At 60.4% G+C, this 15528-nt stretch carries 14 protein-coding genes; 5 read left to right on the top strand and 9 right to left on the bottom strand.

Annotation, left to right across the window (positions count from 1 at the left end; all coding sequences use genetic code 11):
- Nucleotides 1–25: 25 nt before the first annotated feature.
- The 4 genes from acnD to ACW55A_RS16650 all read right to left on the bottom strand — a co-directional run bounded on the left by acnD (nucleotide 26) and on the right by ACW55A_RS16650 (nucleotide 5489).
- Entirely contained in the window at nucleotides 26–2614 is a 2589-nt protein-coding gene (gene acnD / locus ACW55A_RS16665; protein WP_003433048.1) for a Fe/S-dependent 2-methylisocitrate dehydratase AcnD, read from the bottom strand.
- 69 nt (nucleotides 2615–2683) lie between these two features.
- Complete coding sequence (prpC, locus tag ACW55A_RS16660) at nucleotides 2684–3811, bottom strand: bifunctional 2-methylcitrate synthase/citrate synthase (protein WP_498811053.1); 1128 nt, start codon at nucleotides 3809–3811, stop codon at nucleotides 2684–2686.
- Nucleotides 3812–3879: 68 nt separating this feature from the next.
- On the bottom strand, nucleotides 3880–4773 hold the full coding sequence (gene prpB / locus ACW55A_RS16655; protein ID WP_455807770.1) for a methylisocitrate lyase: 894 nt from the start codon (nucleotides 4771–4773) through the stop codon (nucleotides 3880–3882).
- On the bottom strand, nucleotides 4770–5489 hold the full coding sequence (locus tag ACW55A_RS16650; RefSeq protein ID WP_003366836.1) for a GntR family transcriptional regulator: 720 nt from the start codon (nucleotides 5487–5489) through the stop codon (nucleotides 4770–4772). The genes prpB and ACW55A_RS16650 overlap by 4 nt, the downstream gene beginning before the upstream one ends.
- Nucleotides 5490–5786: 297 nt before the next feature.
- On the opposite strand from ACW55A_RS16650, the gene rloA reads away from it, so the two are divergent.
- The 4 genes from rloA (at nucleotide 5787) to pabB (ending at nucleotide 10259) form a co-directional block, all read left to right on the top strand.
- On the top strand, nucleotides 5787–6323 hold the full coding sequence (gene rloA, locus ACW55A_RS16645; protein WP_003366834.1) for a retropepsin-like aspartic peptidase RloA: 537 nt from the start codon (nucleotides 5787–5789) through the stop codon (nucleotides 6321–6323).
- Between the two features lie 4 nt (nucleotides 6324–6327).
- Complete coding sequence (gene rloB, locus ACW55A_RS16640) at nucleotides 6328–7863, top strand: osmotic stress tolerance membrane protein RloB (protein ID WP_003433053.1); 1536 nt, start codon at nucleotides 6328–6330, stop codon at nucleotides 7861–7863.
- A complete protein-coding gene (locus ACW55A_RS16635) occupies nucleotides 7860–8840 on the top strand; it encodes an alpha-L-glutamate ligase-like protein RloC (RefSeq protein WP_498811052.1) in 981 nt (326 codons plus the stop codon). Before rloB ends, ACW55A_RS16635 begins: the two co-directional genes overlap by 4 nt.
- A 75-nt stretch (nucleotides 8841–8915) precedes the next feature.
- Nucleotides 8916–10259, top strand: a complete 1344-nt coding sequence (gene pabB, locus ACW55A_RS16630; RefSeq protein WP_455807771.1) for an aminodeoxychorismate synthase component I — start codon at nucleotides 8916–8918, stop codon at nucleotides 10257–10259.
- Nucleotides 10260–10302: 43 nt separating this feature from the next.
- Here the strand turns inward: pabB and thrH are convergent, their stop codons facing one another.
- The gene (gene thrH / locus ACW55A_RS16625) at nucleotides 10303–10920 is read right to left on the bottom strand and encodes a bifunctional phosphoserine phosphatase/homoserine phosphotransferase ThrH (RefSeq protein ID WP_003366824.1); all 618 of its coding nucleotides are present in this window, start codon (nucleotides 10918–10920) and stop codon (nucleotides 10303–10305) included.
- Between the two features lie 139 nt (nucleotides 10921–11059).
- On the opposite strand from thrH, the gene ACW55A_RS16620 reads away from it, so the two are divergent.
- A complete protein-coding gene (locus ACW55A_RS16620) occupies nucleotides 11060–11794 on the top strand; it encodes a phosphoadenylyl-sulfate reductase (RefSeq protein ID WP_072364689.1) in 735 nt (244 codons plus the stop codon).
- 78 nt (nucleotides 11795–11872) lie between these two features.
- Here ACW55A_RS16620 and cysB read toward each other — a convergent pair whose 3' ends face one another.
- The 4 genes from cysB to ACW55A_RS16600 all read right to left on the bottom strand — a co-directional run bounded on the left by cysB (nucleotide 11873) and on the right by ACW55A_RS16600 (nucleotide 15464).
- The gene (gene cysB, locus ACW55A_RS16615) at nucleotides 11873–12847 is read right to left on the bottom strand and encodes an HTH-type transcriptional regulator CysB (protein WP_003315705.1); all 975 of its coding nucleotides are present in this window, start codon (nucleotides 12845–12847) and stop codon (nucleotides 11873–11875) included.
- A gap of 150 nt (nucleotides 12848–12997) precedes the next feature.
- Nucleotides 12998–13492 (bottom strand): universal stress protein, encoded by a 495-nt coding sequence (locus tag ACW55A_RS16610; protein ID WP_003433056.1) that lies wholly within the window; start codon nucleotides 13490–13492, stop codon nucleotides 12998–13000.
- Nucleotides 13493–13568: 76 nt separating this feature from the next.
- Complete coding sequence (locus ACW55A_RS16605; protein WP_003347087.1) at nucleotides 13569–14489, bottom strand: 5'-nucleotidase; 921 nt, start codon at nucleotides 14487–14489, stop codon at nucleotides 13569–13571.
- 3 nt (nucleotides 14490–14492) lie between these two features.
- Nucleotides 14493–15464: a putative 2-dehydropantoate 2-reductase gene (locus tag ACW55A_RS16600; RefSeq protein ID WP_455807772.1), complete on the bottom strand. Its 972-nt coding sequence runs from the start codon at nucleotides 15462–15464 to the stop codon at nucleotides 14493–14495.
- Nucleotides 15465–15528 lie beyond the last annotated feature (64 nt).

Raw genomic sequence — 15528 nt, 5'->3', positions numbered from 1 at the left:
TATCGTTCTTCACGCTCCAGCGTAGCTACGATGCAGTAGCCTCCAGAAAATCCTGAGCAAAACGCTGCAACACGCCGCCCGCCTCATAAATAGAAAGCTCTTCAGCAGTGTCCAGACGGCATGTCACCGGCACCTCGACGCGTTCGCCGTTACGGCGCTGAATCACCAGCGTCAATGTCGCGCGCGGTGTGCGCTGGCCGATCACATCGAAGGTTTCGCTGCCATCGATACCCAGAGTCAGACGGCTGGTGCCGGGCTTGAACTCCAGCGGCAGCACGCCCATGCCGACTAGGTTGGTGCGGTGAATACGCTCGAAACCTTCTGCAGCAATCGCTTCGACGCCCGCCAGCCTGACGCCTTTGGCCGCCCAGTCACGGGACGAGCCCTGCCCATAGTCGGCACCGGCAATAATGATCAACGGCTGCTTGCGCGCCATGTAGGTTTCGATGGCTTCCCACATGCGCGTGACCACGCCTTCGGGTTCGATGCGGGTCAGCGAGCCTTTTCTGACCTTGCCATCGACCACTGCCATCTCGTTGACCAGTTGCGGGTTGGCAAAGGTCGCGCGCTGGGCGGTCAGGTGGTCGCCCCGATGGGTCGCATAGGAGTTGAAGTCTTCTTCCGGCAGTCCCATTTTCGCCAGGTACTCGCCCGCCGCACTGTCGAGCATGATCGCGTTGGACGGCGACAGGTGATCGGTGGTGATGTTGTCCGGCAGCACGGCGAGAGCCCGCATGCCCTTGAGCGTACGTTCTCCGGCCAATGCGCCTTCCCAGTAGGGCGGGCGACGGATGTAGGTGCTCATAGGACGCCAGTCGTACAGCGGCTCGACCTTCGGCCCGCTGTGCTCTTCGATGGCAAACATCGGGATATAAACCTGACGGAACTGCTCAGGCTTGACCGACGCCTGCACGACCGCATCAATCTCTTCATCGCTCGGCCAGATGTCCTTGAGACGGATTTCCCGGCCCTCGGCGACGCCCAGCACATCGTTTTCTATATCGAAGCGGATGGTCCCGGCAATGGCATACGCCACTACCAGGGGCGGCGAAGCCAGAAAGGCCTGTTTGGCATAGGGGTGAATACGCCCGTCGAAATTACGGTTACCGGACAAGACCGCCGTGGCGTAAAGGTCGCGGTCGATGATTTCCTGCTGGATCAGCGGATCGAGCGCGCCGGACATGCCATTGCAGGTGGTGCAGGCAAAGGCCACGACGCCAAAACCCAGTTGCTCCAGCTCCGAGGTCAGCCCTGCTGCGTCCAGGTATAGCGCCACGGTTTTCGAGCCGGGTGCCAGCGATGATTTCACCCACGGCTTGCGCAGCAGCCCCAGGCGGTTGGCGTTGCGTGCCAGCAGACCGGCGGCAATGACGTTGCGCGGGTTGCTGGTGTTAGTGCAACTGGTGATCGCCGCGATGATCACCGCGCCGTCGGGCATCTGCCCCGGCACCTCGTCCCATTGCCCGGCAATACCTCTGGCCGCCAGATCGGCGGTGGCAACCCGCGCATGAGGGTTGGAGGGCCCGGCCATGTTGCGCACCACACTGGACAGGTCGAAACTCAGCACCCGCTCGTAGTGCACCTCGCTGAGGCTGTCCGACCAAAGGCCAGTGTGCCGGGCATACAGCTCGACCAGTTTGACCTGCTCGTCCTCGCGCCCTGTCAAACGCAGGTAGTCGATGGTTTGCGAGTCAATGGAGAACATCGCCGCCGTCGCGCCGTATTCAGGCGCCATGTTGGAGATCGTCGCCCGGTCGCCCAGGGTCAGGCTCGACGCGCCTGCGCCATAGAACTCCAGGTAAGCGCCAACCACCTTCTGTTGGCGCAGGTATTCGGTCAGCGCGAGCACTACGTCGGTGGCGGTGATGCCTGGCTGGCGGCGCCCGGTCAGTTCGACACCAATGATGTCCGGCAGGCGCATCCACGAGGCGCGCCCGAGCATGACGTTTTCGGCCTCGAGCCCGCCGACGCCGATGGCAATCACGCCGAGGGCGTCGACGTGCGGCGTGTGGCTGTCCGTGCCCACCAGTGTGTCGGGAAAGGCTACGCCGTCGAGCACCTGCACCACCGGCGACATTTTCTCCAGATTGATCTGGTGCATGATGCCGTTGCCCGGCGGGATCACTTCGACGTTCTTGAACGCCTGCTTGGTCCAGTCAATGAAATGAAAACGGTCTTCGTTGCGACGGTCTTCAATGGCGCGGTTCTTGGCGAACGCCTGCGGGTCGTTACCGTCGGACTCCACTGCCAGCGAGTGGTCGACGATCAATTGCACCGGAACCACCGGGTTGACCAGCGCAGGATCGCCACCCTGCGAAGCGATCGCGTCGCGCAGTCCGGCAAGGTCGACCAACGCGGTCTGACCCAGAATGTCGTGGCAGACCACACGTGCCGGGAACCAGGGAAAATCCAGATCACGCTTGCGCTCGATGAGCTGGGTCAACGAGGCATTCAAGGTCGCCGGATCACAACGGCGCACCAGGTTCTCGGCCAGCACCCGCGAGGTGTAGGGCAGCGTGGCATAGGCGCCGGGCTTGAGCGCCTCGACGGCCGCCCGAGCATCGAAATAATCCAGTCGGGTGCCAGGGAGCGGTTTGCGAAATTCACTGTTCATTGCGGGACTCGATCACGGAGTGTTCGGAATACGGGTGGGGAGCTCGTCGGCGGCTCCCCTGCCCCCTTTTCAGCGCTGTTCCAAGGGTACGAACGCGCGCTGTTCGACGCCGATGTACTCGGCGATAGGGCGAATGATGCGGTTATTGGCACGCTGTTCGAAAACGTGAGCGGCCCAGCCGGTCAGGCGTGAGCAGACGAAGATCGGGGTGAACAGCTTGGTCGGGATGCCCATGAAGTGATACGCCGACGCATGGTAGAAGTCGGCGTTGGGGAACAGTTTCTTCTGCTCCCACATGACCTTGTCGATGGCCTCGGAAACCGGGAACAGCACCGTATCGCCCACTTCGTCAGCGAGTTTCTTCGACCAGCCCTTGATCACCTCGTTGCGCGGGTCGGACTCCTTGTAGATCGCATGGCCAAAGCCCATGATCTTTTCCTTGCGTTCCAGCATGCCCAGCGTGCCTTTGGTGGCCTCTTCAGCCGAGGCGAAGCGCTGAATCATTTCCATTGCAGCCTCGTTGGCACCACCGTGCAGCGGGCCGCGCAAGGTGCCGATGGCGGCTGTGACGCAGGAATACAGGTCCGACAGCGTCGACGCGCAGACGCGGGCGGTGAAGGTCGAGGCATTGAATTCGTGCTCGGCGTACAGAATCAGCGAGACGTCCACGACCTTGCGGTGCAGTTCGCTGGGCGTCTTGTCGAGCAACAGGTGCAAAAAATGCCCGCCGATGGAGTCTTCTGCGGAGGTGCAGTCGATACGCTTGCCGTCATGACTGAAGCGATACCAGTAGCACATGATCGCCGGGAACGCTGCGAGCAGACGGTCGGTTGAGTCGCGCTGCTGATCGAAGCTGCGCTCCGGCTCCAGGGTGCCGAGCATGGAGGCACCCGTGCGCATGACATCCATCGGGTGAGTATCGGCGGGTATGCGTTCCAGCACTTCCTTCAAGGCCTGCGGCAGATCGCGCAGGCCCTTGAGTTTGTCCATATAGGCAGACAATTCGGCTTTATCAGGCAGTTCGCCGTACAGCAGCAGATAGGCAACTTCTTCAAAGCGAGCTTCGGCGGCCAGATCGCGCACATCATAGCCGCGATAGGTCAGCCCGGCACCGGCCATGCCCACCGTGGACAACGCCGTCTGCCCGGCCACCTGCCCGCGTAGTCCGGCACCACTCAATACTTTTGCTTCAGCCATGGTTTTCTCCAATTTTGTTTTTGTGTGACTGGACGCGGAGCGCGGGGCCGAGTGTCAGCCTGCCCCTTTCAGCCCTTCTTCTGCGCGAACAGCGCATCCAGCTTCTGCTCGAATGTGTGGTAATCGATCGCGTCATACAGCTCCATGCGCGTCTGCATACTGTCGATCACGTTTTTCTGGCTGCCGTCACGGCGGATCGCGCCGTAGACATTTTCCGCAGCCTTGTTCATCGCACGGAATGCGGAAAGCGGGTACAGCACCAGCGACACGTCCGCCTCGCGCAGCTCATCGACCGTAAACAACGGCGTGGCGCCAAACTCGGTGATGTTGGCGAGGATCGGCACACCTGCACGGTTGGCGAATTGCTTGTACATTGCCAGTTCGGTGATGGCCTCGGGGAACACCATATCCGCGCCGGCTTCAATACAGGCAGCGGCACGCTCCAGCGCCGACTCCAGCCCTTCAACCGCCAACGCATCGGTACGCGCCATGATCACGAAGCTGTCGTCAGTCCGGGCATCCACGGCAGCCTTGATCCGGTCGACCATTTCCTGCTGAGAGACAATTTCCTTGTTGGGACGATGCCCGCAACGCTTGGCACCCACCTGATCCTCAATGTGAATCGCCGCCGCTCCGGCCTTGATCATCGAGCGCACGGTACGCGCCACATTGAAAGCCGAAGAACCGAAACCGGTGTCGACATCCACCAGCAACGGCAGGTCGCAACCGTCGGTGATACGCCGCACATCGATCAGCACGTCTTCAAGACCGGTGATTCCCAGGTCCGGAATGCCCAGTGATCCCGCCGCGACTCCGCCGCCAGATAGATAAATGGCCTTGAACCCGGCACGTTTGGCGAGCAGTGCGTGGTTGGCATTGATCGCGCCGACCACTTGCAGCGGCTGTTCGCTGGCGACTGCGTCGCGGAAACGCTGGCCGGGAGTGCTGTTGTTATGACTCATTGTTTACCTCGGTCGGAAGTCGTCTGGGAAGCCGCCTGATAATGGCGCTCGATGTTGCGTCTGGACGCGCCGATATGGCGGCGCATCAACAATTCGGCCAGCTCACCGTCGCGGTCGGCGATGGCGTCGAGAATGCGGTGATGTTCGGCAAAGGCCTGGCGAGGCCGGTTGGGCGTGGTGGAATACTGAATGCGGTACATGCGCACCAACTGGTACAGCTCGCCACAGAGCATCTGGCTGAGGGTGCGATTGCCGCTGCCCTGGATGATGCGATAGTGAAAGTCGAAATCGCCCTCTTGCTGGTAATAGCCGATACCTGCCTGAAAGGCGGCATCGCGCTCATGGGTATCCAGAACGCCGCGCAGCTCGTCGATTTCGGCCTGGGTCATGCGTTCGGCGGCCAGACGACAGGCCATACCCTCCAGTGACTCGCGAATTTCATAGAGTTCGATCAGTTCGGCATGACTGAGCGACACCACCCGGGCGCCCACATGCGGCACACGAACCACCAGTCGCTGCCCTTCGAGCCGGTGAATCGCTTCGCGCAGCGGCCCGCGACTGATGCCATAGGTGCGAGCCAGTTCCGGCTCGGAAATCTTGCTGCCGGGGGCAATCTCGCCTTTCACGATAGCCGATTGAATGCGTCGGAAAACGTTCTCGGAGAGGGTTTCCGAGTCGTCGGCAACCGTCATTGTTTTTTCGACCACATTCAGCATTGTCGACACCTCATGGCTATATGCGCTCAAATCTAGTCATATTTAGTCAATCCGTCAAAGCCAAACCCAGCATTGTCGACAATCAGTCAAAGCGGGTGAACTCTGCTCGACAACGCAACCTGAACAGCTACACAGGTTGATCACTGGCAGCCGCAGGGCTTCATGCTAGAATGCGTCGCGTCCGTACAGCGCGCTCCGCAGCGGAGCCAGCGACTGCGAACCGCCTGCCCTACCATCATCAGGTCAATTCCATTTGCGCCCTGACCCTGAAGTTGTTCGCTCATCGCGCCAGGATTTATGAGACTGACTACCCTCCCCACACTGCTCAGCCTTCTGTTTTTGCCCGGCCTGACCCTGGCCGCCAACAAGACAGTCTATGGCCTCAACGAATACGCCCGGCTGATCGAAATCGATATCGAGATCGCCGCCAAGCTCGACACCGGTGCCAAGACCGCCTCGCTGAGCGCCCGCGACATCAAACATTTCAAGCGCGATGGCGAAAGCTGGGTGCGTTTCTATCTGGCCAGCGACAGCAAGCATGTACACCCCATCGAACGCCCCCTGGCGCGGGTCAGCAAAATCAAGCGGCGTGCCGACGATCTCGACCCGGATGACGACAATCGCTATTCGTCACGCCCGGTGATCAGCCTCGATATCTGCATGGGTGAATCTTTACGCACCATAGAAGTGAACTTGACTGACCGAAGTGCTTTCCAATACCCGCTTTTGATCGGCTCCGAAGCCTTGAAACGCTTTGATGCGCTGGTCGATCCAAGTCTTAAATATGCGGCAGGGAAGCCCGGCTGCGCTTCCGTCGCTCAAAACGCAGAGTAAATCCATGCGCTCTCTTACACTCCATCTGAAGATCCTGATCACTGCTCTGGTGACCCTCGGCATCGCGATCACGGCCTATCAGATTCTGGCGCTGGGCATACCCGTCAGCGAAGACGAAACCGATGACCTGTGGAATATCGACGCCAAAGTCGAATTCGTCGCCAATCCCAAGGATTCCGTGAAGGTGCAGATGTTCGTGCCGCCGCTGGCCCACGACTACATCAGCCTCAATGAAAGCTTCATCTCGAACAATTACGGCGTCAGCGTCAACCGCGCCGACGGCAACCGCAAGGTCACCTGGTCGGCCCGTCGCGCCACCGGCAATCAGACCCTCTACTACCGACTGGTGCTGACCAAGCGTTACAGCGGTGAAAAACCCAAGGTCAAAGGGCCTATCTTTCGCGACAGCATGACCGTCGAAGGCCCGGAAAAGATCGCCGCAGAAGCACTGCTGGCGCCCATTCGCCAGCATTCGGCGGACGTGGAGACCTTCATCACCGAGGCCATCAAGCGCGTCAACAACCTGAATGACGATAACGTCAAACTGCTGCTGGCCGGTGATAACTCGGCGTCCAACAAGGCTCGGGTCACCGAACTGCTACTGTCGATCGCCCACGTACCGCTGGAAAAAGCCCACACTATTCGCCTGGATGCCGAGCAGCAGACGCCGGAACTCTGGCTGCGCAGCTTCAACGGCAAGGAATGGCTGTACTTCAATCCCGACACTGGTGAAGCCGGCCTGCCGGATGACCGCTTGCTCTGGTGGACCGGCGAGGAAGGTCTGGTCAGCGTCGAAGGCGGCAAGAAGGTGCAAGTCACGTTCAGCCTCAACAACAGTGAAATGAACGCGATGCGGCTCGCCAAACTGACCGACGCCAGCACCGATTCGGACTTCCTGGCCTATTCGCTGTACGGCTTGCCGCTGCAAACCCAGCAGACCTTCATGATCATGGTCATGATCCCGATTGGCGTGCTGGTCATCCTGATCCTGCGCAACCTGATTGGCCTGCAGACACTGGGCACCTTCACCCCCGTGCTGATTGCGCTGGCATTCCGTGAAACGCAACTGGGCTTCGGCATTGCACTGTTTACCGTGATCACGGCGCTGGGCTTGTCCCTGCGCTCGTATCTGGAGCACCTGAAACTGCAAATGCTGCCGCGCCTGTCGGTGGTACTGACCTTCGTCGTGGTGCTGATCGCGGCCATCAGCCTGTTCAGCCACAAGCTCGGACTGGAGCGCGGCCTGTCGGTTGCGCTGTTCCCGATGGTGATTCTGACCATGACCATCGAGCGCCTGTCGATCACCTGGGAAGAACGTGGTGGCAGCCATGCCATGAAGGTCGCCATCGGGACACTGTTCGCCGCGTCGCTGGCGCACCTGATCATGAGCGTGCCGGAACTGACCTATTTCGTCTTCACCTTCCCCGCAGTGCTGCTGATACTGGTCGGCTTCATGCTGGCAATGGGCAGATACCGTGGCTACCGGCTGACCGAGCTGATGCGCTTCAAGGCATTCCTGAAAGAGGAAAAGGCCAAGTGATCGGCTGGTGGAAGACCTGGAAGGCGCTCGAAGCGCGCGGCATCATGGGCATCAATCGACGTAACGCCGACTATGTGCTCAAGTACAACAAGCGCAGCCTCTATCCGATCGTCGATGACAAGATCATCACCAAGGAGCGGGCCATCGCCGCAGGCATTCATGTGCCGGAGATGTACGGCGTGATTTCCACGGAAAAGGAAATCGACAAGCTCGACGAGATCATCGGCGCGCACCGCGACTTCGTGATCAAACCTGCACAGGGCGCAGGCGGCGATGGCATTCTGGTGATCGCCGACCGTTTCGAGGAACGCTTTCGCACCGTCTCGGGACGCATCATCAGCCACTCGGAAATCGAGCATCAGGTGTCCAGCATACTCACTGGCCTGTATTCCCTGGGCGGTCACCGCGACCGGGCGCTGATCGAGTACCGGGTCGTACCGGACCCGATCTTCAAAAGCATCAGTTACGAAGGCGTACCGGACATCCGCATCATCGTGCTGATGGGTTATCCGGTGATGGCCATGCTGCGCTTGCCTACCCGTCAATCAGGCGGCAAGGCTAACCTCCACCAAGGCGCCATTGGCGTAGGTGTGGACCTGGCCACCGGTGTCACCCTGCAAGGCACGTGGCTGAACAACATCATCAGCAAGCACCCGGACACCACCCACTCGGTGGATGGCGTGCAACTGCCCAACTGGGATGGCTTCATGAAGCTTGCCGCCGAGTGCTACGAGTTATGCGGCCTGGGCTATATCGGCGTCGACATGGTGCTGGACCAGGACAAAGGCCCGTTGATTCTGGAGCTCAACGCCCGTCCCGGTCTGAATATTCAGATCGCCAACGACAGTGGCTTGACCCATCGCACTCAGGCCGTCGAGGCGCGCCTGGAGCAACTGGCTCTTGAAGGACGCCACGAATCGGCGCAGGAGCGGGTCAGCTTTGTCCAGGACCTGTTCGGCCACGTGCCCGGCGCCTGAACCGACATACCGCTAGGACTGCCGCACCGGCAAGGCTACAATCGCCAGCCGCGTTTCCAAGACCGATATTCGACGATGCCGATCTGCTCGATACACCCCCTGCCCTACAGCGCCGACCCGATCGCGTTCTTTGCGCGAATCCGCGAAGCGCCGGGTGCGGTGCTGCTCGACAGCGGCAGGCCAGCAGCCGTTCGGGGCCGACATGACCTGCTCAGCGCATGGCCGCTGCAGGAACTGAGCGTGACCGATGACGAGGACGGAGCCACCTATCTCCAGCGCTTGCGCGACAGTCTCGAGGCGCTCGGCACAGCACAGCTGCCTGACGGATGCGAACTGCCCTTCGCTGGCGGCCTGATCGGTTATCTGAGCTATGAGTTCGGTAGACGCCTGGAGCCTTTGCCGGATCAGGCCATTGACGACCTGCAACTGCCCGAGGCCCGTCTGGGGCTCTACGCCTGGGCGCTGATCAGTGATCATCAGGAGCAGACCAGCCAGCTGATTTTTCACCCGTCCCTGGCCACACGCGAGCGCAAACGGCTGATTGAGCTGTTCTCTGTCGATGTCCCTGAGCCGCACGCGGAGTTCCGCCTCAGCCAGCCGTTTCAAGCCAGCATCAGCGCGGATCACTATCGCCAGGCTTTCCAACGAATTCAGGCCTACATTCAGGCTGGTGACTGCTATCAGGTGAACTTCGCACAACGCTTTCAGGCGCAGTGCGCTGGTGACCCGTGGGCCGCTTATTGTGCACTGCGAGCGGCTTGCCCGACGCCGTTCGCCGGCTACCTGAGCCTGCCGGGAGCCGATGCGATTTTGAGTCTTTCGCCGGAGCGCTTCGTGCGGGTCAGCGCCCGGCAGGTCGAAACCCGCCCGATCAAAGGCACTCGCCCCCGTAGCGCGGCCCCCGCGCAGGATGCCGCCTTCGCCGCCGAACTGCTGGCCAGCGAGAAGGATCGCGCAGAAAACCTGATGATCGTCGATTTACTGCGTAACGACCTGGGCCGCAGTTGCCGCATCGGCTCGGTGAAAGTCCCCGAGCTGTTCAGCCTAGAAAGCTACCCCAATGTGCACCACCTGGTGAGCAGCGTGACCGGCGAGCTGGCGGCTGGCAACGATGCACTGGACCTGATCGGCGGCAGCTTTCCCGGCGGCTCAATCACGGGTGCGCCGAAGATCCGCGCCATGCAGATCATCGACGAGCTGGAGCCGACCCGTCGCAGCCTGTATTGCGGCTCGCTGATGTACCTGGACGTGCGCGGCGAGATGGACAGTTCGATCGCCATCCGCAGCCTGCTGGTCAAGGACGGACAGATTTCCTGCTGGGGCGGTGGCGGCATCGTCGCCGATTCCGACTGCGACGCCGAGTATCAGGAAACTTTCACCAAGGTTCGTGTGCTACTGGAGACGCTTGAGGCGCTCTGAGATCCGGCGTCTGTGGGAACGAAGCGCCGGGAGTTCGCCCCGCCTAAAGCATCAGATCCCGATTCGAGGCCTTGATGAATTCCTTTTTCAGGTCATCGAACGTGTGCACCGCCGGAAACTGCGGGAATTCGCGGATCACGTTATTGGGAGCGTGGAACAGGATACCGGCGTCGGCCTCGCCCAGCATGGTCGTGTCGTTGTACGAATCACCGGCAGCAATGACCCGGTAATACAGGCTCTTGAAGGCCAGCACCGACTGACGCTTGGGGTCTTTCTGGCGTAACTGGTAACTGACCACCCGATCGGTCTCGTCAGTGATCAGACGATGACACAGCAGGGTCGGAAAACCCAGTTGACGCATCAGTGGCTGAGAGAACTCATAGAAAGTGTCCGAGAGAATCACCACCTGAAACCGCTCACGCAGCCAGTCGACAAACTCCACGGCGCCCTCCAGCGGCTTGAGGGTGCCGATCACTGCCTGAATGTCCGCCAGTTTCAGACCGTGCTCATCAAGAATGCGCAGGCGCTGCGTCATCAGCACGTCGTAATCGGGAATGTCCCGCGTGGTGGCACGCAGCGATTCGATACCTGTTTTTTCGGCAAAGGCGATCCAGATTTCCGGGACCAGTACCCCTTCGAGGTCCAGACAGGCAATTTCCACAACACACTCCTCAGACCATTCACGCTCGACGGAAGCGGCACTCTAGCCGCTGGCAACGGCCACTGAACAGCGGATTTTGTTACCATTGCCGCCATCACGAGCGCTTAAGCGCCACTCTTGCATTTTAGGAAGCCGCCTGATGAGCCAACCTTTCGACGTCGCTGAACTGGCGACGACCTATGCGAACAAGTCTGCACAAGACATTCTGAAGCTGGCCTTCGAACACTTCGGCGAAGACCTGTGGATCTCGTTCAGCGGTGCCGAGGACGTGGTTCTGGTCGACATGGCCTGGAAGCTGAACAAGAACGTCAAGGTCTTCAGCCTGGACACCGGGCGCCTGCACGCGGAAACCTATCGTTTCATCGAACAGGTCCGCGAGCACTACAAGATCGAGATCGAGATCGTTTCGCCCGACCACAGCAAACTCGAACCTTTCGTCAAGGAAAAGGGCCTGTTCAGCTTTTACCGGGACGGTCACGGCGAATGCTGCGGCATCCGCAAGATCGAGCCGCTGCGTCGCAAACTGTCTGGCGTCAGCGCCTGGGCAACCGGCCAGCGCCGTGATCAGAGCCCCGGCACGCGCAGTGCCGTTGCTGCAGTGGAAGTCGACAGCGCATTTTCGACGCCCGAGCGCACGCTGTACAAATTCAACCCGTTGGCACAGATGAGCAGCGAGGAAATCTGGGGCTACATCCGCATGCTGGAGCTGCCCTATAACAGCCTGCACGAGCGCGGCTTCATCAGCATCGGCTGCGAACCCTGCACCCGCCCGGTACTGCCGAACCAGCACGAACGCGAAGGTCGCTGGTGGTGGGAGGAAGCCACGCAGAAGGAATGCGGGCTGCATGCGGGCAACCTGATAGCGCGCAACTGACGCAGCCAGAGGCACGCCTCGACCTGCAAGCTACAAGTCAACGCGCGTCCGGCGCTGACTTGCAGCTTGCCGCTGCTCCTAGTGCACCGGCAACTCGACGTTGGCAAACAGCTCTTCCATTTCCTGCTTGTTATGGCACTGAATCGCCTTGGCCATGACTTCGCGGGTCAGGTGCGGTGCGAATTTCTCGATGAAATCGCACATGAAACCACGCAGGAAGGTGCCGCGACGGAAAGCGATTTTTGTCACGCTGGACTCGAACAGGTCACTGGCATCGAGCACCACCAGGTCGCTGTCCACTGCCTCGTCTATCGCCATTCTTGCCACGATGCCCACGCCCAGATTCAGCCTGACGTAGGTCTTGATCACGTCGGCATCCGCCGCCGTAAACACGACCTTGGGCACCAGCCCGCGATGGCTGAACGCCTCGTCCAGCTTGGAACGGCCGGTAAAGCCGAAGACGTAAGTCACGATCGGGTATTCGGCGAGCAATTCCAGCGTCAGCTTCGGTGCCTTGGTCAACGGGTGCCCCTGCGGCACGACAATGCAACGGTTCCAGCGATAGCACGGCATCATCACCAGATCGCTGAACTGCTCGAGGGCCTCGGTGGCGATGGCAAAATCAACCGTCCCGTCAGCCGCCATTTCAGCGATCTGCATCGGTGAGCCCTGATGCATGTGCAGCGCGACATCTGGGTATTGCTTGATGAAGTTGCTGATTACCGGCGGCAAGGCATAACGCGCCTGGGTGTGAGTGGTGGCGATCGACAGCGTGCCCTTCTTCTCGTTGGAGAACTCCTGGGCAATCTGCTTGATGCTCTCGACCTTGCGCAGGATCTCGCCCGCTGTGGTGATGATGCGCTCGCCTGCCGGTGTCACACGCGTCAGGTGCTTGCCACTGCGGGCGAAAACCTCGACGCCCAGCTCGTCTTCAAGCAGACGGATCTGCTTGCTGATACCGGGCTGGGAGGTGTAAAGGCTCTGGGCCGTCGCGGAAACGTTGAGGTCGTGGTGCGCCACTTCCCAAATGTAGCGCAGTTGTTGGAGCTTCATATGTATCCCTCAAAGCAGATAAACCCTATGGGTATCGGCGACGGTATATAACTGGATTAATGGTGAGACGAATAATTCTAGAACTTTTTATCACCTTTGTAAGGTGATCGCACGCTCGATTTCATTAAAACCACCAATTGGACCTTCCCTCTACCCCCGCCCCTTTTTCAACATCATCGGAACCATGTAGACCGGCACGTCGGAAAACTGCAGAACCCTGGCAGCCGTGCGGCCTATAGAGGTGCCCTCTTCCATCCTGCGGCTGTGACTGCCGACCACCAGCAAATCCACATTCAGCCTGTGCGCCTGTTCGAGAATCACGCTGGCAGGCTCGCCCTGAACGACACGCACCGTACGAATCAGGGAAAGGTCCGAGTGCCCTTCGCCCAGTTCTTCACGAAACCCGTCGAGCATTCGTTGCTCTATTCCACTCAGAAACGCATTCACACCCTTGCCGCGAAGCTCTTTCAACGCTTCCTCGCCCAGGTAACTCTGCAGCACCGACTCGGCGAACAGGCCCAAAGGCTCGACGACATGGATAACGTACAGCTCGGCGTTGAACGTTCGAGCCAGCGCCAGCGCGTGCTGCGTTACATAAGGCGCGTACAGACCGAGGTCTGCGGCATACAGCATCGAACGGACCATACAACCTCCCATACAACCGGAATGGCGGAGATTGACTCAGCGTAGCAGCGCATCCTCGGCTGCGACGGCGGACTTCTCAGCCCCCGTCGGCAAGTGGCACTATTTCGTTGCTGATGCCGTGCGGAACGTGCCCCGTCGCCACCACATCACGCGCCTTCTCGCAATGGCCGGGCTGATCGTCGAAAAACACATCGGCGGCGAACGCTTCAAGAAAGGCCGACTTTTGCAAGCCGCCGAGAAACAGCGACTCGTCCAGACGAATGTCCCATTCGCGCAAGGTGCGGATCACCCGCTCGTGGGCAGGTGCCGAGCGAGCCGTGACCAGCGCGGTGCGAATCGGGCAGCTCGCGTCGGGAAACTCGCGCTGCAGTTGATTGAGTGCGGCGAGAAACGGCTTGAAAGGACCGCCGCGCAACGGTTCGCGAGCCCACTCACGCTCGCTGGCCTGAAAGGCCGCCAGCCCGCCGCTCTGGTACACCCGCTCTGATTCGTCGGAAAACAACACGGCGTCGCCATCGAAGGCAATCCGCAGCTCAGCGCTGGCTGCACGCCGTGCGCCACCCGAAAGGATGGTCGCGGCCGCAAACCCCGCATCCAGGGCGCTGCGCACATCCTCGGCATGCGTGGAGAGAAACAGGTGGCAGCCAAACGCTGCGAGATACGGGTAAGGACTGCGTCCGCCAGCAAAGGCGGCGCGGCTGATGTCGAGGCCATAATGCTGAATCGAGTTGAAAACCCGCAGGCCGGTATCGGCACTGTTGCGTGACACCAGCACCACTTCGACGCGCGCCTTTTGCAGACTGGCATTGAGGCTCAGGAGTTTTTCGACCAGCGGGAACGCATCGCCCTGCGCGAGAATTTCATCCTCATGCTCGATCTGATACTTGCGGTAGGCCTCGACCCCATCGGCCATGTACACCTCATGACTGTCGCGCAGATCGAACAGCGCGCGCGATGAAATCGCCAGTACCAGCTTGTGGTCTTCAGCTTCTGTCATGAATCACTCCTTGCTTGCCGGGTGGTTGCCCCGATCGATGAACGCCAGTGCCTGATAAAGCGCCCGCACGCGAGGCATGTCAAACCCGGCGGCAAGCGCCGCTGCAAGGGGCCGGGCATAAATGGCGTCCAGCTCCAGCGGGCGTCTTTCGGCCAGGTCGTGGTACATGCTGGGCCTGTAATCCGGCATGCTTTCGGTCACTGTAAACAGATGCTGCGCGAAACCCGGCGGCAAAGTCTGCCCACAGGCCTCGGCGCCCTGCACGACCTCGTCCATCAGCGACCGGATCAAGGCCTGGCTGTCCGGATCGGCCATCAATCGCCCGGTACTGGTCTGCAACAAGGCCGACAGCCCGTTGTAGGGCACATTCCAGACCAGCTTCTGCCAGCGGGCCTGCTGCAGATTGGCCATGACCGGGGCGTCGATGCCGGCCGTGTTGAACAGAGCCGCACAGGCTTCGACGACCGCCATGCGGCTCGCCTCATCGGCTGCCGGGCCGCTGTGATAGCCGATGCTGACCGCGCCGAAAGCTTCATGGGCAACGACGCCGGGCGCAACCCGGTTGACGCAGACGAAACACAGCCCGCCGAGTATATGCAGGCTGTCGGGCAGGACATTACGCAGTTGGTCTTCGACAGCCAGACCGTTCTGCAACAGCAGCACGCTGGCGTTCGGCGCAGCCGCCTGGCGAATGATCGGACCGAGCGCGGCATTGCCGGTGCTTTTGGTGCCGACCAGCAGCCAGTCACAAGGCGGCATTTCAGCCGCCGAGCGATACGCCTGAACGGGCTTGAGGGACAATTCGCCATGCACGGCGCTTTTGACCTGCAAACCTTCGCGCGCCACCGTGTCAAACTCGCTGCGCAGCAGAAAATGCACATCGTATCCGGCACGCGCCAGCATCAGTCCGTAAAAGCCACCGATGGCACCCGTACCTATGATGCCGACGCGCGGACGACGAGAATCAACACTCATGACCTCTCCCTTGACTGTCTCGCTATTTGCGGCCGTACACTATCCGTCGCAGCGGATTGTCTTG

The organism is Plantibacter cousiniae (nom. nud.), from assembly GCF_977070315.1.
The sequence above is the reverse complement of the archived record's forward strand: the minus strand, read 5'-3'. Positions and strand labels throughout refer to the sequence as shown.

Bases quoted from the DNA above. Each gene is read 5' to 3' on its own strand.
- acnD (WP_003433048.1), bottom strand. From the start codon at position 2,614: ATGAACAGTGAATTTCGCAAACCGCTCCCTGGCACCCGACTGGATTAT.
- prpC (WP_498811053.1), bottom strand. From the start codon at position 3,811: ATGGCTGAAGCAAAAGTATTGAGTGGTGCCGGACTACGCGGGCAGGTG.
- prpB (WP_455807770.1), bottom strand. From the start codon at position 4,773: ATGAGTCATAACAACAGCACTCCCGGCCAGCGTTTCCGCGACGCAGTC.
- ACW55A_RS16650 (WP_003366836.1), bottom strand. From the start codon at position 5,489: ATGCTGAATGTGGTCGAAAAAACAATGACGGTTGCCGACGACTCGGAA.
- rloA (WP_003366834.1), top strand. From the start codon at position 5,787: ATGAGACTGACTACCCTCCCCACACTGCTCAGCCTTCTGTTTTTGCCC.
- rloB (WP_003433053.1), top strand. From the start codon at position 6,328: ATGCGCTCTCTTACACTCCATCTGAAGATCCTGATCACTGCTCTGGTG.
- pabB (WP_455807771.1), top strand. From the start codon at position 8,916: ATGCCGATCTGCTCGATACACCCCCTGCCCTACAGCGCCGACCCGATC.
- ACW55A_RS16620 (WP_072364689.1), top strand. From the start codon at position 11,060: ATGAGCCAACCTTTCGACGTCGCTGAACTGGCGACGACCTATGCGAAC.
- cysB (WP_003315705.1), bottom strand. From the start codon at position 12,847: ATGAAGCTCCAACAACTGCGCTACATTTGGGAAGTGGCGCACCACGAC.
- ACW55A_RS16610 (WP_003433056.1), bottom strand. From the start codon at position 13,492: ATGGTCCGTTCGATGCTGTATGCCGCAGACCTCGGTCTGTACGCGCCT.
- ACW55A_RS16605 (WP_003347087.1), bottom strand. From the start codon at position 14,489: ATGACAGAAGCTGAAGACCACAAGCTGGTACTGGCGATTTCATCGCGC.
- ACW55A_RS16600 (WP_455807772.1), bottom strand. From the start codon at position 15,464: ATGAGTGTTGATTCTCGTCGTCCGCGCGTCGGCATCATAGGTACGGGT.